15 protein-coding genes and 1 riboswitch are annotated in these 19,325 nt (G+C 54.3%); of the genes, 12 read left to right on the top strand and 3 right to left on the bottom strand.

The window, feature by feature from the left end; genetic code table 11:
* The first annotated feature begins 58 nt into the window (after positions 1 to 58).
* The 5 genes from SERS4_RS0113635 (at position 59) to SERS4_RS0113625 (ending at position 5,057) form a co-directional block, all read left to right on the top strand.
* Entirely contained in the window at positions 59 to 1,723 is a 1,665-nt protein-coding gene (locus tag SERS4_RS0113635) for an ABC transporter substrate-binding protein (RefSeq protein WP_026142390.1), read from the top strand.
* A gap of 130 nt (positions 1,724 to 1,853) precedes the next feature.
* Positions 1,854 to 2,027: riboswitch (M-box (ykoK) riboswitch) on the top strand.
* A 75-nt stretch (positions 2,028 to 2,102) separates the two neighbouring features.
* On the top strand, positions 2,103 to 3,122 hold the full coding sequence (locus tag SERS4_RS0113630; protein WP_172641814.1) for a magnesium transporter: 1,020 nt from the start codon (positions 2,103 to 2,105) through the stop codon (positions 3,120 to 3,122).
* 142 nt (positions 3,123 to 3,264) lie between these two features.
* Positions 3,265 to 3,357 (top strand): protein MgtS, encoded by a 93-nt coding sequence (gene mgtS, locus SERS4_RS27000; RefSeq protein WP_013813036.1) that lies wholly within the window; start codon positions 3,265 to 3,267, stop codon positions 3,355 to 3,357.
* A gap of 110 nt (positions 3,358 to 3,467) precedes the next feature.
* Entirely contained in the window at positions 3,468 to 3,647 is a 180-nt protein-coding gene (locus SERS4_RS27445; protein WP_071593016.1) for a hypothetical protein, read from the top strand.
* 27 nt (positions 3,648 to 3,674) lie between these two features.
* The gene (locus SERS4_RS0113625; RefSeq protein ID WP_026142388.1) at positions 3,675 to 5,057 is read left to right on the top strand and encodes a cation diffusion facilitator family transporter; all 1,383 of its coding nucleotides are present in this window, start codon (positions 3,675 to 3,677) and stop codon (positions 5,055 to 5,057) included.
* A gap of 263 nt (positions 5,058 to 5,320) precedes the next feature.
* On the opposite strand, the gene SERS4_RS0113620 is transcribed toward SERS4_RS0113625, so the two are convergent.
* Positions 5,321 to 7,048: an ABC-F family ATP-binding cassette domain-containing protein gene (locus SERS4_RS0113620; protein WP_017892927.1), complete on the bottom strand. Its 1,728-nt coding sequence runs from the start codon at positions 7,046 to 7,048 to the stop codon at positions 5,321 to 5,323.
* A gap of 643 nt (positions 7,049 to 7,691) precedes the next feature.
* Here SERS4_RS0113620 and SERS4_RS0113615 point away from each other — a divergent pair.
* Positions 7,692 to 10,121 carry a DUF3772 domain-containing protein gene (locus tag SERS4_RS0113615; protein ID WP_026142387.1) on the top strand — a complete coding sequence of 810 codons (2,430 nt, stop codon included), beginning with the start codon at positions 7,692 to 7,694 and terminating at the stop codon, positions 10,119 to 10,121.
* Positions 10,122 to 10,253: 132 nt separating this feature from the next.
* Here the strand turns inward: SERS4_RS0113615 and SERS4_RS27165 are convergent, their stop codons facing one another.
* Together SERS4_RS27165 and SERS4_RS0113605 are read right to left on the bottom strand one after the other, a co-directional pair.
* Complete coding sequence (locus tag SERS4_RS27165; protein WP_017892925.1) at positions 10,254 to 10,427, bottom strand: hypothetical protein; 174 nt, start codon at positions 10,425 to 10,427, stop codon at positions 10,254 to 10,256.
* 90 nt (positions 10,428 to 10,517) lie between these two features.
* On the bottom strand, positions 10,518 to 11,450 hold the full coding sequence (locus tag SERS4_RS0113605; RefSeq protein WP_017892924.1) for a LysR family transcriptional regulator: 933 nt from the start codon (positions 11,448 to 11,450) through the stop codon (positions 10,518 to 10,520).
* A 123-nt stretch (positions 11,451 to 11,573) separates the two neighbouring features.
* On the opposite strand from SERS4_RS0113605, the gene SERS4_RS0113600 reads away from it, so the two are divergent.
* The 6 genes from SERS4_RS0113600 to SERS4_RS0113575 all read left to right on the top strand — a co-directional run bounded on the left by SERS4_RS0113600 (position 11,574) and on the right by SERS4_RS0113575 (position 18,979).
* Positions 11,574 to 12,839, top strand: coding sequence for an ABC transporter substrate-binding protein (locus SERS4_RS0113600; RefSeq protein WP_026142386.1), 1,266 nt, complete (start codon positions 11,574 to 11,576; stop codon positions 12,837 to 12,839).
* Between the two features lie 39 nt (positions 12,840 to 12,878).
* Positions 12,879 to 13,871, top strand: coding sequence for a carbohydrate ABC transporter permease (locus tag SERS4_RS0113595; protein ID WP_017892922.1), 993 nt, complete (start codon positions 12,879 to 12,881; stop codon positions 13,869 to 13,871).
* Positions 13,868 to 14,713 carry a carbohydrate ABC transporter permease gene (locus SERS4_RS0113590; RefSeq protein ID WP_012145252.1) on the top strand — a complete coding sequence of 282 codons (846 nt, stop codon included), beginning with the start codon at positions 13,868 to 13,870 and terminating at the stop codon, positions 14,711 to 14,713. Before SERS4_RS0113595 ends, SERS4_RS0113590 begins: the two co-directional genes overlap by 4 nt.
* Before the next feature lie 31 nt (positions 14,714 to 14,744).
* Positions 14,745 to 16,106, top strand: a complete 1,362-nt coding sequence (locus SERS4_RS0113585; RefSeq protein WP_012145251.1) for an alpha-glucosidase — start codon at positions 14,745 to 14,747, stop codon at positions 16,104 to 16,106.
* A 65-nt stretch (positions 16,107 to 16,171) separates the two neighbouring features.
* Entirely contained in the window at positions 16,172 to 17,287 is a 1,116-nt protein-coding gene (locus SERS4_RS0113580) for an ABC transporter ATP-binding protein (protein ID WP_017892921.1), read from the top strand.
* A gap of 21 nt (positions 17,288 to 17,308) precedes the next feature.
* Entirely contained in the window at positions 17,309 to 18,979 is a 1,671-nt protein-coding gene (locus SERS4_RS0113575; protein WP_017892920.1) for an alpha-glucosidase, read from the top strand.
* Positions 18,980 to 19,325: the final 346 nt, after the last annotated feature.

Here is a 19,325-nt window from a genome sequence, read left to right as displayed (position 1 = left end):
AGTGCTGTTTTGGTTATGAGTCATAGCGTTTAATCATTTAAGTTATTCAACTGCTTCAATGTATATATACGTCGACAAAACACCAACAAGGGATATCGACGTGAAGTATTCATTCAAACTTAAAGGATTGGCTGGTCTAATCATCTTGTCTTTTCAGGCGGGAGTAGTGGTTAACGCCGCCGAGGTACCGGCAGGAACGTCACTGGCGGCGACGCAGGAGCTGGTACGGGCCAATGGCTATGAGCCTGCAACGCTGGATCCGAATCTGGCGGAAAGCAACGTAGAGTTTTATATCTTCAATGACCTGTTTGAAGGGTTATTGCGGGTGGGTAAAAATGGCGAAGTAATCCCCGCGTTGGCGACAAAATGGGAGCATCAGGGCAATGTCTGGACCTTCCATCTGCGCCCGGACGCCAGGTGGTCCAACGGCGATCCGGTGACTGCCGGGGACTTTGTCTTTAGCTGGAGACGCCTGACTGACCCAAAAACCGCTTCTCCCTACGGCAGTTATCTGGCATCCGCCTACGTGCTAAATGCGGCGGAAATTAATGCCGGCAGTAAACCACCGACAGAACTGGGCGTGAAAGCGCTGGATGCACATACCCTACAGGTGACCTTGGCCGAGCCTAACTCTTATCTGCTCAAACAGTTGGTCCATTTCCCGGTGCTGCCGGTCAACCCGAAAGTGGTGGAGAAGTACGGTAAAAACTGGACGCAGCCGCAGAACTTTGTCGGTAATGGGCCATTCCGACTGGCGCAGTGGGTGGTCAATGAAAAGGTGGTGGTGGTGCGCAATACCCAGTATTGGGATAACGCCCATACGGTGCTTAACAAAGTGACTTTCCTGCCGCTGCAGGGGTTCCCGGAGGTGGCGCGCTTCCGGGCCGGAGAGATTGAGCTGGGTTACAGTGCGCCACCGGAACTGTACCAACAGTTAAAAAATAGCCTGGGTGATGAGCAATTAATCACTTACCCGCTGTTGTCGACCAGTTACTTTGCCTTTAACAACCGCCAGGCCCCGTTTAACGATGTGCGGGTGCGTCAGGCATTAAATCTGGCGCTGGATAAAACGGTTATTGCCACTAAAGTGCTGGGCTACGGTCAGCAACCGGCCTGGACTTTTACCCCAACCGGTGCCGGTGGCTTTAAACTGCAGGCCGGTGAGGCGGCGGGATGGTCACAAGAACAACGCATCACGCAGGCGAAAAAACTGCTGGCCGAGGCCGGGTTTACGGTGGAACGTCCTTTACGCTTTACCCTGCTGTACAGCAATGACGCGACCATTAAGAAGATTGTGATCGCCGCCAGCGCCATGTGGAAAAAGAACCTGGGTGTGGACGTCAGCCTGCAGAATCAGGAGCGCAAGGTGGTGCTGGACAATATCAATAACGGTCAGTACAGCGTGGCTTTCAGCCGCTGGCTGGCGGACTACAACGATCCCTCGACTTTCCTGAACGTTTTCCGCTCCACCAGCAGTGAGAACTCGGCCAAATACGCCAATCAAAATTACGATCGCTTATTGCATCAGGCCACTGCGGCCCAGACACCGCAGCAGGTACAACAGTATTTCCAACAGGCCGAAGATCTGCTGACGAAAGATACCCCGGTGGCTCCGGTTTATTACGAAGCCAACGCTACGCTGGTCAAACCCTATGTAAAGGGCATCGACTTTACCCGGCAGGGGCCGCTGTACGATAAAAATGTGTATATCATTGCGCATTGACGATTTAATAATGCGGATTGGGATGAATCTGGTCCGCTGTTAATCTTTTTTTCTAAATGTTTCATAAACGGTCAGCGAGATTTTTACCCGAAAATAAAAAACGCGCCTATACTGCCCCCGTAGTTTATATGCAGTATCTCGTTTGGCGAGGCTCCTATACAAACACAGGTTACTGATCTGACGACATCGAGAGATGCCCAAGGTTAAGACAGGCTTTATCGGATTAAGGTTCAGCCCAAGGTAACTTCTGATGAATACATCAGATACGTTGTATAGTGCTAAAACCTGGACGCGGAGATAGGCTTTCTGCACTCCCTCTGTGGTTAACGCCCCTATGCGATTCGCTGTTGAAGTTCAAACAGAAATAGGGACTAACATAATGAAGTCACATCACAACACACTATCCCCGGCGCTGGCCACAACTGAAACTCTTGATGAGTCTTCGGTGGCGGGCTATATGAACGCCGATTTCATTACCATCCCAGGTAATATGACGGTCAATAAGGCAAAGGAATATTTTCTTTCGCAACTTAAAACCGACGAAATTCCGACTCAACTGTTTGTTACCGCCGACGATTATCATTTGCGCGGTACACTTTCGGTTAAAAAATTACTGCAATGTGAAGATAGCGATAAAGCCGTTGGGGTCATGATCAACCACAGCTATTTTCAGGTTTCACCCGATGACGATCGTAATGATGTCGCGCATTTATTGGGTAAGGGCGGACTGGACGTGGTGCCGGTGGTGGTCAATAAAACCCTGGTGGGCGTGTTGGGTGAAAAAGAAATTGCCCGACTGATTGAAGACGAAAACACCGAAGATGCGCAGCGCCAGGGCGCCAGCCTGCCGCTGGATAAACCTTATCTGGAAACCAGCCCCTGGGCGTTATGGCGCAAGCGTTCGGTTTGGTTACTGATGTTGTTTGTCGCGGAAGCCTATACCGGGAATGTGCTCAAGGCATTTGAAGAACAGTTGGAAGCAGCGATTGCGCTGGCGTTCTTCATCCCGTTACTGATTGGTACCGGCGGTAACAGCGGCACCCAAATCACCTCCACTCTGGTTCGTGCCATGGCGCTTGGCGAAGTAAGCTTGCGTAACCTGGGTGCAGTGATCCGCAAAGAGGTGTCTACTTCGCTGCTGATAGCTGCCACCATTGGTATAGCCGCCTGGGCGCGCGCCTGGATCATGGGTGTGGGCATGGACGTAACGATGGTGGTCAGCCTGTCGCTGGTGGCGATCACCGTCTGGAGCGCCATTGTCTCCTCGATTATCCCAATGCTGCTCAAGCGGCTGGGGATTGACCCGGCGGTGGTGTCGGCGCCCTTTATCGCCACCTTTATTGATGGCACCGGCCTGATTATTTACTTCAAAATCGCCCAGTATATTCTGGGGATTTAAACCGACATCCGCTCCGTGTCGTAGCCGGGGCGGGTATTTTATCTCACTGAAAAGGAGGAACGTAAATACTCATGAGTAATGACAATCCCCGATTTTTAATTAAAGGGGCATCTATCGATAATAGTTAACCGAGGACAAGATAATGGGAAATATGACAATTTTTGTAGGATTCCTGAGCATTATCAGCTCACTGGGCCTGTTAGCCGCCTATATGAGCACTAAATGGGATGATTAATGAACGCTAAAGATCCGCCTGGATGCATCCTCCCTGAAGGTTTTATTTACTACGGGGAGGATGCGATTAAACTCTGACCGCCCAATGGGGGCTTTGGGAGTATAACCACCATGATCCTTCTTATTCTTGGCTTACTTTATGCCATTTTGATGATCTCTGTTGGTGTGAATGAGATTTATTTTTATTCAACCGGAAAATCAGAATTCCTGTCTAGTTTAATACTGACATTCTCGGGTACTATGCTGCTGGTTGCCTTTGTCTGGCAATGCTCTACTAAAATAAAAAAATGAATTGCCCATTTGAATGTGAGCCGTAATATGCAAAATGAAAAACAATCCGTTGCCAGAAATTCCATGATAGCCAGTGGGCTATTGGCAACCGGTAAATTTATTGCCGGTATTTTTACCGGCAGTATTGGTCTTATTTCCGAAGGGATCCACTCTTTCACCGATTTTATCGCCACCAGCATTACCTGGCTGGCGGTGCGTATCAGCGACAAACCGGCTGATGATGATCACCATTTTGGTCATGGCAAAGTCGAAAACCTGGCGGCGTTGTTTGAAGTGCTGCTGCTGTTGGGCGCGGCGGGGTGGATTGTTTATGAGGCCGGCAAAAGCCTGTTGGGGGAGGCCCATGAAATTGTCGCGGCTCCGGTGGTGATTGCCGTGCTGTTGATCTCGATTGTGGTCGACTTTTTCCGCGTCAGGGCGCTCAATCGCGTGGCGAAGGCTACCGACAGTGCGGCGCTGGAAGCCGACGCACTGCATTTCTTCTCCGATATGCTTGCCTCCGCCGTGGTGCTGTTAGGTATGGTCTTTGTGATGCTGGGCTTCACCCGCGCAGATGCCATCGCCGCGCTGATCGTCGCTTGTTTTATCGTAGTGGCAGCGGTGAAATTGGGTAAGCGTTCGTTTGATTCGCTGATGGACACGGCACCGGCCGGTGCCAAGGAGGAGATCGGTGCTTTGCTGGAGTCCTTCCCGGCGATACTGGCCACGGAAAATATTCGCATTCGCAACGCCGGCGCCATCTTGTTTATTGAGGTTACCGTCGCTGTCTGTCGCACTTTACCGCTGGAACGCATCAACGCGTTGAAGCAATCAATTGCCGAACGGCTGGAGCAACAATATGCTCATGCCGAAGCCACGGTTATAGCTAATCCACAAACCCGCAGTGATGAAGACATGGCGACGCGCATCCGGGTGATCGCCGCCAACCACGGCGCGGTAGTGCAAAATCTGGCGTTGCAGCAACTGCCGGAACGCATGTCGATCAGCATGGATCTGGCCGTGCCGGCCAGTGCCAACGTGGCGCAGGCGCATGAAATTGCCAGTGAGATTGAAACGCTGTTACGGCAGGCGATTGGTGAAGATACGGAGATCGAAACTCATCTGGAACCCCAGACGAATCACTGGATCGCCAGCGAAGATGTAGCGCCGGAGCAACTGGCGAGCATTCGCCAGATATTGGAAACCGCGGTGGAAAAAGGCGATATGGTGCAGGACGTTCATAACATCCGCGCACGTAAAACCGCTGGCGGCATTATCGTCAATTTCCATTGTCGGGTTTCCCCGGCGGCTTCCATTGCGTCGGCGCATGCGGCGGTAGACAGCATAGAGCGCCAGTTACGTGCGCTTTACCCGAGCATCTCGCGGGCGGTAGGGCATGTGGAACCGATAAAGCCCAAATCGGTCGTCTGAGTCCGGCAGCGGAGCCTTGTGGAAAGGCCGCCCGTGGGCGGCCTGAGAAGTTGTCTTTGAATCCGAGATACCCGGGCCTAGCGCACCGAGGGGCCATTATGGGACACATCCATGTGTCCCACCCTACGGGCCGACTGGAAGTCGTTCCAATTTGCTCCCGGCAAATTGGTCGGCGGGCAAGCCGCTACGACCCCTTCGGCACGCTCTCCCTAATAACGGGCTTTGTCAGTAGTCTGAGGCCGCCCGCGGGCGGCCTGTAAAGGTTACTCCAGATTCAGTCGTGCGGTGAGGGTGGAAATCTCACTGCGCCATTGTTGCTGCAAGTGCGTTTTTTGATGTTTTGGCTTGCGCGCCAAATCCTCCTGTAGTTTGCTTTCCAGTTCAAACAGCGCCGCCAACAACCGTTCCTCGTCATCGTGCTGCAACAGATGATTGACGGCATCCTGGTTTGGGATAGTCATAGTGACGGTGTCACGTTCTTCTGCCAGGCGGGCGTAAACCGGCTCCAGATCCTGCCACTCTTCCAGCCGCTGATGGTCAATCAACCAGAAACGGTTGCAGCTATTTTCGATCAGCATTCGGTCATGAGTGACCAATATGACTGCGCCGTCAAACTGGCGCAAAGTCTCCGCCAGCTCCTCCTTGCCTTCCATATCCAGATGGTTGGTGGGTTCATCGAGCAACAACAGCGAATGGTTGGCCAGCGTCAGGCCGACAAACAGCAGGCGTGAACGCTCGCCACCGCTCAGGGTACTGATGCGTTGTTGATGACGCAGATAGGGGAAACCGGCACCAATCAACGCCATCTTGCGCTGATCTTCGGTCAACGCCGCAAAGTGGGTTAATGCTTCACTCAGCGTGTCATCATCGTGCAGTTGCTGCAGGCTTTGATCGTAATACCCGATGCGAACCCGGGGATGGAAAACCGTTTCCCGCAGGGTCGCATCCTGATACTCACGCCACAGATGATGTAGCAGAGAAGATTTCCCACAGCCATTGCGTCCGACGATGGCGATGCGGTCACCGCTTTTGACCCGCAAAGGGTCGAGGCGAAACAGCACCGGCGCGTCGATTGCCGGGCGAACTTCCATTGGTGGCAGGGCCAGCAGGCGATCGGCATCCAGCGCCTCTCCCTTCAGCCTGAGCCGCCATTGGCTGCCCGCGCTCAGCGTGGTTTGCTCCTCTTTCAGCCGGTCAACGCGTTTCTCCATTTGCTTGGCCTTGCGGGCCAGATCTTCGTTGTCGTAAACCTTGCCCCAAATGGCCAGCCGATGGGCGCTTTTCGCCACCCGGTCGATCTCTTTTTGCTCCGCCTGACGGCGATGGGCATCCGCCGCATCCTGTTCCTCCAGCGCCTTGCGCGCAGCCGTGCAGGGTAAGCGGAAGAATTGCAGGGTCTTGTCGCGCAAAATCCAGGTGCAGTTAGTGACCTGATCCAGCAGATAGCGATCGTGAGACACCAGCACAAAGCTGCCGGACCAGCTTTGCAGGAACCGCTCCAGCCACAGCAAAGTAGGAAGATCCAGATGGTTGCTGGGCTCATCGAGCAGTAGCAAGTCCGGTTGGCGGATTAATGCTCGTGCCAGCAGCAGACGCGTGTGCTGGCCGCCACTCAGGGTACCGGCGGTCAGCGTCCATGACGGTGGCGCAAAACCCAGGCTGGTCAGAAGAACCTCAGCCTGCCAACTTTCACTGATGCGCTGATTTTCAGGCAGCCGGGCCAGTACCGCATCCAGCAGGGTACAGTCGTGCAGGGCTTCAGGCAGATGCTGTTCTACCCGCGCCATCAGACACTGGTGGGAAGGGGTGACGCTGCCGGTACCGGCAGGCAGATCGCCGCTGAGGATTTTAAGCAGGGTGCTTTTGCCACAGCCGTTGTGGCCGATTAAACCGATGCGGTCACCTTTCTTCAGGCTGAAGGAAACCTCAACCAGCAGAGGGCCGAAATTATTGTCGTAACCGACAGATTGTGCAGATAGTAATGTGGTCATTGCTTACTCAAGAGTTACAGGCATGCAGATGCCTATCGTCAAACATCGCTGACGACAACCCGGTAAGCCGGAGGGAAGGAACTTCAGATTTTAATCAGCTTCGCTCAAGCCTGGGTTATCGCAGCACGATACCGGTAATGCTTGAGCAGCAGCGATTACTATAGAAGTGTGAGTAAAAAAACAATTCACACATCGGCATAGTAATCCTCCTTTTATTTCGTTGGTTAATGAGTGAGCTGAGTATAGGGCGCTTTGGCCGCTTACGCCACTGTGAATTACTCTAGTTATCAGTGCCGTAAGCGGAAAAATCTGGCGGGATTATGCAGACAGGGGCGGCGGTGCGGATAATCGTGCTGAATGGGAGTAATACTGATATTTAAGCGCAGATTAAGCAGTTATCATAATCACAGTTTATGATTAGCCAAACGGGTCGGTGAATACTGGCCCGTTAGACGCTGACAAAGTCCTCTATGGTTAAAACCCTCGGACTGAGGGCCAGTAAAAACAAAGGATTATGTCTTCTGAATTTACCCCAAACATCCGAAAACCACGCTTTTCGGGTGTTTGTTACAACCTTGCGGGACGGTAAATACCGGCCCGCTTGTTTCGTCTGTCTATCATGCAAATGCTGAGCACCGAATTTATGTTAAAGCCCCGTCAAATTATTCTTTTCCTGTTCCTGCTGCTTGGCTTGCAGTTGGCGCCGCTGACCAGCGTCGCCGCACAGGATGATGATGTTCCTGTTGTTGAAGCCCCGGTAGACCCTGCGGTTGCGCTGAAGAACTACCAAAAGCAGTTGGACAGTATCAAACAGCAGGTCTCCAAGGCCGACAACGATAACCAACTCAGCAAGCTGAAGCTGGCTACCGACGATCTGGCCGCCGGGTTGGATAAACTGGCAACCGATCTACAACCGGCGCAGGAGAAACTGCAGGGGCAACTTGATGTGTTAGGCCCACAGCCGGCCGCCGGTTCGATGGCCGAAACCGCCGCCGTGGTGCAGCAGCGTAATACATTGAATAACAGTAAAAAACAACTGGATGATGCGGTGAAACGCGCCCAGGCCATGCGGGCCGGTGCGATTGATCTGGGCCAGCAAATCAGTGATTTGCGTCGGGTGGCGTTCAAAACCCAATTGGCATTGAATACCGGTAGCGTGCTGGGCAGCAAGTTTTGGTCGCCGGTGGTGCAACCTGCCGCCAGTGACATGCAGCGCTTGGACGAGTTCAATACGGCCATGAAACAGGCCTGGGACACCAGCTGGCAGGAAGAGTGGCGCTACGGCACCCTCACTTTTTTGGTATTGGCGGTGATTATCTGGTCATGGGGGCGTTATTTTTCCGAGCGTTTTCTGGCCTGGGTGAGTATTCGTTTTCTGCCGGATGGCCGTTTACGCCGCAGCTTTATGGCGATAATGACCGTCACCGTTACGGTTATCACTACCAGTATTGCGCTGAATCTGCTGTATCTCACTTTTACCCGCGTGCAGCCGTTGCCGGGGATGCTGGAAGATTTTGCCGAAGGCTTTTATCGGTTGGGGATCTTCTGCGCACTGATTGCCGGTCTGGGCCGGGCGACGCTGTCTCTTAACCGTCCGTCATGGCGTCTGGGTGCCATGGATGACGCGGTGGCCGCCGGTTTACGCTATTTCTCGCCGCTGCTGGCCGGGTTAGCCTTGGCATTTGGCTCAATTGAGCTTATCAACAATGTGGTGAGTGCCAGTCTGGGCACCACCATTTTCGGCAACGGCCTGGTTGCCGGATTAATCGGTATGGTGCTGTTGGCGATGCCGCTGCGTTCCCAGCGCATTCGCCGCCAACTGGAGCAGCAGGGTGAGCACGTAGAGAAGCGCTCTACTCTCAGTGGCTTGCTGCACATGAGCACCCTGGTGTGTTCGGTGATAATCCTGTTTTCACTGTTGGTGGGGTATATCGCCTTCGCCCGCTTCCTGACCTATCAGGTGATCTGGGTCGCTCTGGTACTGATGGCGTTTTATTTTCTGCTGATGTTCGCCACCGATCTGTGCGGTGCGATATTTTCTTCGCAGACCGCCAGCGGCAAGATGCTTAAAAAGTCCTTCAACTTCAAAGACCGTCATCTGGAGCAAATGGCGATTATCTTCACCGCCATTGCCAAGTGTTCTCTGCTGTTATTAATGATTGTCTCGCTGTTTAACGGCTCGTTCGGCACCACCACGCCCAACTCGTTGCTGGACAAGATCATTGCCATTCTGAGCGGCGAAGGGCTGCAACGGCTGAATATTGTGCCGGGCAACCTGATTAACGCGGTTATTTGTCTGGCGATCGGTATCTATATTCTGCGGGTGACCCAGCGCTGGCTGAGTCAGGAACTGTTGCCGAAAACCATTTCAGACATCGGTATTCGTGCATCACTGGTCACGCTGTTCAGCAATGTGGGTTACGTGCTGCTGATCCTGATCACCCTGGCGGCGCTGGGCATCCAGTGGAACAATCTGGCGTGGATCGTCAGTGCGTTGTCGGTGGGTATCGGTTTTGGTCTGCAGGAGATAGTGAAGAACTTCATTTCCGGCCTGATCCTGCTGACCGAACGGCCGGTAAAAGTGGGCGATATGATCGGTATTGGCGGTGTAGAAGGGGATGTGCGTCGTATTAACGTGCGCGCCACCGAGATCCAACTCAGTGACCGTTCGACCATGATCGTACCCAACTCGCAGCTAATTTCGCAAAACGTGCGTAATGCCACCATGGGCAATGCGCAGGGCGTGGTGACCATCGCGCTGACCTTCCCGACGGATATCGATCCAGAGCAGGTACGTAATATCTTGCTGAGTGCTTACCAGGAGTATGAAGCCATTCAGGAAACGCCCGCGCCTTATGTTCGTTTTAGTCAGCTTGGCCCGGACGGCATTATTCTTAGCGTGACCGGTTATGTAGCCAGCCCACGCATGGTGGGTGCCACCAAAAGTGAACTGCTGTTCAATATCCTCAAACTGCTGCGCGCGGAGCGGGTCAATATGTCCAGCCCGCAGGAAGTGGTGTTTATGAAACAGCAGGCGAAAAACCTGGCCAACGACGAAGAGCAGTCTTCGTAATAATACCCTCTCCCTTGGGAGAGGATTAGGGTGAGGGGGAACATGCATATGCCCTCACCCCGGCCCTCTCCCACAGGAGAGGGGGCGTTCACGGAAGTGCATAAATTAACGACACTGAGGTGCAGAGCAAACTCAGTGCATCGCCGGTACCACGGACTGCGAGCAATCGCTGTTGGCACTGGCGGACGTGTTATTACAGGTTTGTGGATCGTTATGTACGGGCGGTGGCGGGACATCCTGTGGGCCGCCTCTGCCCATACAGCCGGAAAGCATCAGCATCAACAGCACAGGGATCATTGTTTTCATCGCAGTTACCTCCATCCTGAACACTCTGTTAAGTATATGCCCAGAAAGGTACCGGGGCCGCCCAATGATGCGTTATCGACTGGATGACAATTACAACAGAGGGCGGATCGGTTCCAGGTGCTGCTGCATTAACCTTTGCATCTGCACCAGGTGAGGGGCATCCGCTTTTTCGCGCATCAGATAAATGCCGACGGTACAGCGTTGGCCTGGCTGAGTCAGTTGCAGTGGCTCGATCCCGTAATCGGCAAAATAGCCCGCCATGCAGGCAGGATAGGCCAGCAGCACCGCGTCGGAATCGTTGATCATATCCACTGCCGACATCATCGAGTTAGTCGAACAGATCACCCGTTCTGCCAGGTGCAGGCGGTTGCGCGCCAGCTTTTTCGGCTGCATGTCCTCCACCATATGATGATAACGGCTTTCATCCGGCGTCAGTTCGACACAGGGATAGTCCAGTAATGCGTCCGGCGCTACCGGTTGGCCCAGTAATGGATGCCCGCTTCGTACGAACATGGTGTCGCTGGTGCCGAACAGCGGCAGAAAACTGATGCCTGCCTTGGGGTTCAACCCCTGAATTTCATGACCGATAAACAAATCGATATCGCCGCCCAACAGTAAATCCATCAGGCGAAGATGGTTACCCAAATCGATATGGATATTCACCGACGGGTGCAGCTTGCGGTAGGCGTTGAAACTGTCGCGCACAAACATATACCACCAGGCATGACCGGTGCCCATGCGCAAGCTCTGCTCCTGACGCGCCTTGATAAATGCCAGTTTGATCAGTGTATTGTCGTAAATTCGCTGCATCATCTGTGCCTGCTCCAGCAGCAGGTCACCGTATTCGGTGGTTTTCACTCCGGTTGAGGTACGCTCAAGCAGTTGCACCCCCAGATTTTCTTCCAGTTTCTTCATGTTGTGGGTCAGCGTTGGCTGGCTCAGGCAAAGCTTGTTTGCTGCATGACTCACATTTTTGAACATCGCTACTTCGATAAACTGCCGCAGAATTTTGTCCACGATCATATTTTCCACTGGTGGTATAGAAAGTTTCTATATCGTAGCGATGAAAAACGATTTCCGCCAATGACCCGCCTTCGATAGCTTGCTCCCATGCCGGTATTCCCAGCCGCCACCCCAGAGGATGCAATGAGAAGATTGATACCGAGTATGGTTGCTGCCGCACTGGCGTTGTCAGCGGGTCAGGCGCAGGCCGACACGCTGCGCATGCAGTGCGCACCCAGCAAAGAGGGGCGTCAGTACTGCAATGAGATCAAGCAGCGCTTCGAGGCCCAGACTGGCCATAGCCTGGAGTTTATCGATCTGCCTCCTGCTTCTGATGAAAAACTGTCGCTGTTCCAGCAACTGTTTGCGGCCAAAGACGCCAGCGCCATCGATCTGTTCCAGGCCGATACCGTGTGGATCGGCGTACTGAACAAGCACCTGCTGGATTTGACTGACAGCGTGAACGACATCCAACCGGATTTTTTCCCTGCCGCCTGGCAAAACAACGTGGTCAACGGCCGGGTTAAAGCGGTACCGGCCTATCTGGACAGCGGCGCGCTCTACTACCGTAAGGATCTGCTGGAAAAATACGGCGAACAGCCGCCGGTAACCTGGGCCGATCTGACCCGCATCGCCACCCGCATTCAGCAGGGTGAACGTGCCGCCGGTCATAAGAACTTCTGGGGACTGGTGTTCCAGGGGAAATCTTATGAAGGACTGACCTGCAACGCACTTGAATGGGTGGCTTCACAGAACGGCGGCAGTTTTATCAACGCCGAGGGCAATATCACCATCAACAACTCACAGGCGGCGCAGGCGCTGGATATGGCCGCCGGCTGGATCGGCAAGATTACCCCCAGGGGAACGCTTGGCTACATGGAGGAGGAGTCGCGGGCGGTATTCCAGAACGGTGATGCCATGTTTATGCGCAACTGGCCATACGCCTATGTGCTGGCACAGGACAACAGCAGTGCGATCCGCGGCAAGGTGGGCGTGATGCCGCTGCCGAAAGGCGCCGATGGCCGTTCAGTCAGTGCATTGGGCGGTTGGCAGTGGGCGATCAACGGTTATACCAAAAACCCTCAGGCGGCGATCGCGCTGCTGAAAATCGTCAGCGATGCCGAATCGCAAAAAAGGGCGCTGGCGCTGCTGGGCCAGGCACCTTCCCGCACGGCGCTATACGACGATCCGCAGGTACTGGCACAGGCGCCTTATCTGGCGGACTTCAAGGGCATTTTCGCCCAGGCGATGCCGCGCCCGGCAACCCAAACCAAAAGGCAGTATGCGCAGGTCTCTCGGGCTATCTACAACGCCACCTTTAACGTGCTGCGCGGTGATAGTGACGGTGTCACGGCAGTGGCGGATCTACAGCAAAGACTGGAACGGATTAAAGCCAGAGGATGGCGTTGAAAGCAGGGTAACTATCCATTAACCGCCGGAGTCTGATGCATGAAACGCGATACTCACGCTTTATCCCTGACGGCCACGCCAGCCCCTGCCCAAGCGCGGTCGGTCAGGCGCAGCAAGCTTAATCACCAACAGCGTCGCAGCCGTATCGCCTGGCTGCTGGTGGCACCGGCCATGCTGTTGCTGGCGGCGGTGGCGGGTTGGCCACTGCTGCGCACCCTGTTTTACAGCTTCACCGACGCCATGCTGGACGCGCCGGACGACTATCGCTTTGTTGGCTTCGCCAACTACCTTGACCTGACTACGGACGGCCACCATTACGGCGTGCTGGCGGATCCGCTGTGGTGGCTGGCGGTGGGCAATACGCTGCGCTTTAGCCTGTTATCCGTCTCGCTGGAGCTGGTGTTTGGCATGCTGCTGGCGTTGCTGATGAATCAGAAATTCCGTGGGCAGGGGCTGGTCCGCACCGCCATTCTGGTGCCCTGGGCTATCCCGACCATTGTTTCCGCCAAAATGTGGGGCTGGATGTTTCATGACCAGTATGGAGTGGTCAACGACCTGCTGCTCAAAAGCGGCATCATCGCCACGCCGTTGGCCTGGGTGGCAGAGCCGGGGCTGTCGATGTGGGCAGTGGTGATTGCCGACGTCTGGAAAACCACGCCATTTATGGCCTTGATGTTGCTGGCTGCGCTGCAACTGATCCCTGGCGATTTGTATGAGGCCGCGCGGGTCGATGGTGCCAACGCCTGGCAGCGCTTTCGCCGTATTACCTTGCCGTTGATTATGCCGGCGATGATTGTTGCGCTGATTTTCCGGGTGATGGATGCGTTGCGGGTGTTTGATCTGATTTATGTGCTGACCTCGAATAGCGAGGCCACGGTGTCGGTATCCGGTTATGCCCGCGACCGCATGGTCAGCTATCAGGAGATGGGCTCTGGCTCGGCCGCTTCGGTGCTGGTGTTTATGATGGTGGCAGGTATCGCCGCCTGTTTCCTCACGCTGGGTCGCCTGAATGATAAGGAGAAACGCGCATGAAACTGAGTCGCCAACAGCAAAAGTACGGCCACAAGGCGCTGATATTTGCCGCCGCCGCGTTGGCCAGCCTGATCTGCCTGTTTCCATTCTATTACGCGCTGATCACCTCATTGCGTTCGGGGCAGGATTTGTTCCAGGTCGCCTATCTGCCGAGCAACCTGCACTGGGGCAATTACCTGACGGCTTTGCTGGAAAACGGCATCGCCCGCAGCCTGCTCAATTCCATCGCCGTGGCGACGTTAACGGTGGGCATCTGCTTGCTGGTATCAATTACCGCCGCATTCGCCCTGGCGCGTATCCGTTTTCGCGGCCGCAAGTATCTGCTGTTCACCATTCTTTGCGTGTCGATGTTTCCGCAGGTGGCAGTGCTGTCCGGCATGTTCGAACTGGTGCGCTTTATGGGGCTGTATGACTCTCTGGGCGCGCTGGTGCTGTCCTATACCACCTTTTCACTGCCGTTTACCGTCTGGGTGCTGACCACCTTTATGAAGGCGATCCCGGCGGAACTGGAGGAGGCGGCGATCGTCGACGGTGCCGGTACCTGGACCATCATCAGCCGTATTTTTGCGCCGATTATGGGCCCGTCGCTGGTGACTACCGGGCTGCTGGCATTTATTGGTGCCTGGAATGAATTCATGTTCGCGCTGACCTTTGTCATCTCCAGCGGCAAACGCACCGTGCCGGTAGCGATTGGCATGCTGCAGGGCGCCTCTCAGTTCGAACTTCCCTGGGGCGCCATCATGGCGGCCTCGGTCATCGTCACACTGCCGATCATCGCACTGGTTCTGATTTTCCAGCGCCGTATCGTCAGCGGATTAACCAACGGCGCAGTAAAAGGCTGATTTTCGATTAACCCTAAGCAGGAGCAAACCAATGGCTACAAAAATCGTTTTAGTGGGTGCGGGCAGCGCGCAATTCGGCTACGGCACGCTGGGGGATATCTTCCAGAGCAAAACGTTGTACGGCAGCGAAATTGTGCTGCATGACATCAACCCGGCCGCTCTGGCGGTGACCGAGAAAACCGCCAGGGAATTTTTGGCGGCGGAAGATTTACCCTTTACCGTCAGTGCCACCACCGATCGTAAAACCGCGCTGCGCGGGGCGGAGTTTGTGATTATCTCCATTGAGGTGGGCGACCGCTTTGCGCTGTGGGATCTGGACTGGCAAATCCCGCAGCAATACGGCATTGGGCAGGTGTATGGCGAAAACGGTGGCCCCGGCGGGCTGTTCCACTCGCTGCGGATTATTCCGCCGATCCTCGACATCTGCGCCGACGTCGCCGACATCTGCCCAAATGCCTGGATATTTAACTATTCCAACCCGATGAGCCGCATTTGCACCACCGTGCATCGTCGCTTCCCGCAGCTCAATTTTGTCGGCATGTGCCACGAAATTGCCTCGCTGGAGCGCTATCTGCCGGAAATGCTCGGCACTTCGTTTGAAAACCTCAACCTGCGGGCCGCCGGGCTTAACCACTTTAGCGTACTGCTGGAAGCCAGCTACAAAGACAGCGGTAAAGACGCTTATGCCGATGTGCGTGCCAAGGCACCGGATTATTTTTCCCGCCTGCCGGGCTACAGCGACATTCTGGCTTACACCCGTACCCACGGCAAACTGGTACAGACCGAGGGCAGCACCGAGCGCGATGCGCTGGGCGGCAAAGACAGTGCCTATCCCTGGGCCGACCGCACGCTGTTTAAAGAAATTCTGGAAAAATTCCACCACTTGCCGATCACCGGCGACAGTCATTTTGGCGAATACATCCGCTGGGCCAGTGAGGTCAGCGATCATCGCGGCATCCTCGATTTCTACACCTTCTATCGCAATTACCTCGGCCATGTGCAGCCGAAAATAGAATTGAAGCTGAAGGAGCGCGTGGTGCCGATCATGGAAGGGATCCTGACCGATTCCGGCTATGAAGAGTCGGCGGTCAATATCCCTAACCTGGGGTTTATCAAACAATTACCGGAATTTATTGCGGTTGAGGTGCCGGCCATTATCGATCGCAAGGGCGTGCATGGCATCAAGGTCAATATGCCGGCCGGCATCGGTGGCTTGCTCAGCAATCAGATTGCCATTCACGATCTGACCGCCGACGCGGTCATTGAAGGCTCGCGTGACCTGGTGATCCAGGCGCTGTTGGTCGATTCGGTCAACGACAAGTGCCGGGCGATCCCCGAACTGGTGGACGTGATGATTTCGCGCCAGGGGCCGTGGCTCGATTACCTTAAATAAGCCGGATGGCGGGGCGCTGGTCGGCGTCCCGCCAAATGCCAATTGGGTGTGAGAACGGGAGGAATATGGCGCAATTAACGCTGGAAAAACTGCAAAAACGCTACGGGGCGAACGCCGAGGTGATCAAATCGCTGGATCTGCAGATCAATAGCGGAGAGTTTGTGGTGATCGTCGGGCCTTCCGGCTGTGGCAAATCTACCCTGTTGCGGATGATTGCCGGGCTGGAGGAGATCAGCAGCGGTGGCATGTATATCGATGGCAACTATGTCAATGACGATACGCCCGCCGAACGTGGCATCGGCATGGTGTTTCAGTCTTACGCACTTTACCCGCACATGAGCGTGTATAAAAACATGGCGTTTGCGCTGGAGTTGGCGGGGCATTCGGCGGCGGAAATCGACAATCGGGTGCGTGAGAGTGCGCGTATCTTGCAGCTTGAGCCATTGCTGGAACGTCGGCCGAAGGATCTTTCCGGTGGTCAGCGGCAACGGGTGGCGATTGGCCGCGCCATCGTGCGCGAACCCAAGCTGTTTCTGTTCGATGAACCACTTTCCAACCTCGACGCGTCGTTGCGGGTGCAGATGCGTATGGAGGTGGCATCGCTGCATAAGCGGCTGAAGTCGACCATTATTTATGTCACCCACGATCAGGTGGAAGCCATGACGCTGGCCGACCGCATTGTGGTGCTCAATCAGGGGCAGGTTGAACAGGTGGGGACGCCGCTGGAACTGTATGACCAGCCGGCCAATGAATTTGTCGCGCAGTTCATCGGTTCGCCAAAAATGAACCTGATCCCGGCAATTTTACGGCGTGCCGGTGAACGCCAAAGCGTGGTGGAACTGGACAACGGTAAGGCGCTGGTACTGCCGATCGCCACGCCAGCCGGAGCGGAAGGCCAGAGCGTTAACGTCGGCATTCGGCCGGAGCATATTCGCGGCGGTGAACTGGCCCAGTGCGAGTTTCAGGGAGAAGTGATGTTCGTTGAGCACATGGGCAATGAAACCTATCTCTATCTGGATAATGGCAACGCTTGCGAGCCCTGGGTACTGCGTAATCCCGAGCGTTCGACCATTCAGGCCGGTGATACGGTGGGTGTGCGTCTGCCGGTGGAGTGCTGTTATTTGTTTGACTCTCAGGGCCAGGCATTCCAGCGCATTCTGGCGTCGGAACAGGCGCATTAATCAATTAAAGGAAGTCGGGACATGAGCAGTGGGCAAACCGTGCGTTGGTGGAAACAGGCGGTGGTTTATCAGATCTATCCGCGCAGCTTTATGGATTCTAACGGCGATGGTATTGGCGATCTGAATGGCATCACCGACAAGCTGGACTATTTGCAGTGGCTGGGCATTGACGTGATTTGGATCTGCCCGATGTATCGCTCGCCGAACGACGACAATGGTTACGATATCAGTGATTATCAGGCCATTATGACGGAGTTCGGCACCATGGCGGACTTTGACCGTTTGTTGGCCGAAGTGCATGCCCGCGGCATGCGTTTGATACTGGATTTGGTGGTCAACCACACTTCGGATGAGCATCCATGGTTTATTGAATCCCGGTCATCTCAATCGAGTGCCAAACGCGACTGGTATATCTGGCGAGACGGCAAAAACGGCGCGGAACCCAACAACTGGGAAAGCATCTTCAACGGTTCCGCCTGGAAATATGACCCCGGCAGCGAACAATACTTTCTGCACCTGTTCTCTGAACGTCAACCGGATCTGAACTGGGAAAACCCACAGGTGCGTGCGGCGCTGTATGACATGATGCGCTGGTGGCTGGACAAGGGCATTGACGGCTTCCGCATCGACGCTATCTGCCATATGAAAAAACAGCCGGGGCTGACCGATATGCCCAACCCGCAGGGACTGCGTTATGTGCCGTCGTTCGAACGGCATCTTAACTACGACGGCCTGCTGGACTATGTCGATGACCTGTGCGAGCAGGTATTTAACCGCTACGACATCATGACGGTGGGCGAAATGAACGGGGCCTCGGCACAGCAGGGCGAGGACTGGGTGGGGGAACAGCACGACCGTCTGAATATGATCTTCCAGTTTGAACACGTCAAACTGTGGGAAACCAGCCATCAGCAGTCACCGGACGCTGGACTCGATGTGATGGGTCTGAAAGAGATCTTTACCCGCTGGCAGACATTGCTGGAAGGGAAAGGCTGGAACGCGTTGTACGTCGAAAATCATGATATTCCGCGCGTGGTTTCTAAATGGGGTGACGACAGGCAGTATTGGCGTGAAAGTGCTACCGCCATCGCCGCCATGTATTTCCTGATGCAGGGAACACCGTTTATTTATCAGGGCCAGGAACTGGGGATGACCAATACCCGCTTCACGAGTCTGGCGGATTTTAACGATATTGCCGCCAGAAACCGCTTTGCCAAACTGCAGGAGCAGGGCATGGATGAAGCTCAGATCCTGGCGTTTCTCGGTCGTAGTGGGCGCGATAATTCACGAACCCCAATGCAGTGGGACAACGGGCCTCATGCTGGCTTCAGTACCGTTACGCCGTGGTTCGCATTGAATGCCAACTTTGAACAGATTAACGTGGCGCGTCAGCGTAACGAGCCGGATTCGGTGCTGAGTTTTTACCGGGCCTTGATCCGCCTACGCAAGCAGGATCCGATGTGGGTCTATGGCCGCTACCAATTACAACTGGCGGCGCATCCCCATATTTACGCCTACAGCCGTAGCCTGGATCAACGGCAAGGGTGGGTATTGTGCAACCTGAGTGGTGAAACACAACAAATTGACTCTCAACTCTTGCCATTGGCAAAAAGATCATTGTTGTTGAGTAATTATTCCCACCAGGGGGAACGACAAATACTTCGTCCTTATGAGGCACGAATCTATCAATAGGGGAAATACGGCAATAGATTGAGCCAGGCCCTAAATTAATTCCTATGGGGAAGTTATTTTAAATCGCTAACTTTCCCAGTCAATGACTTCCCAGAAGAATGGCAAAATACCGTTTGACCCACGTTAAGGCGTATGGGATGACTTAAATCACCAGAAACCTTACAGACTTTTGTTTGATTCCTCCCTTTGCAGCCATAAAACCAATCAATTTGTTGATATTTAATCCATTTTTCTTTTTAGGGGGAGCATTTCACTGGCTGTTCCCCAGCCGAAACACGGCCTAAACCAAGGTGAAATTTTATGATTTTTTACGATTTCACTTTTAATTTCACATTAACAACTCATG

It is taken from the genome of Serratia sp. S4 (assembly GCF_000347995.1).
In the GTDB taxonomy this organism is placed as follows: domain Bacteria; phylum Pseudomonadota; class Gammaproteobacteria; order Enterobacterales; family Enterobacteriaceae; genus Serratia; species Serratia quinivorans.
The sequence above is the reverse complement of the archived record's forward strand: the minus strand, read 5'-3'. Positions and strand labels throughout refer to the sequence as shown.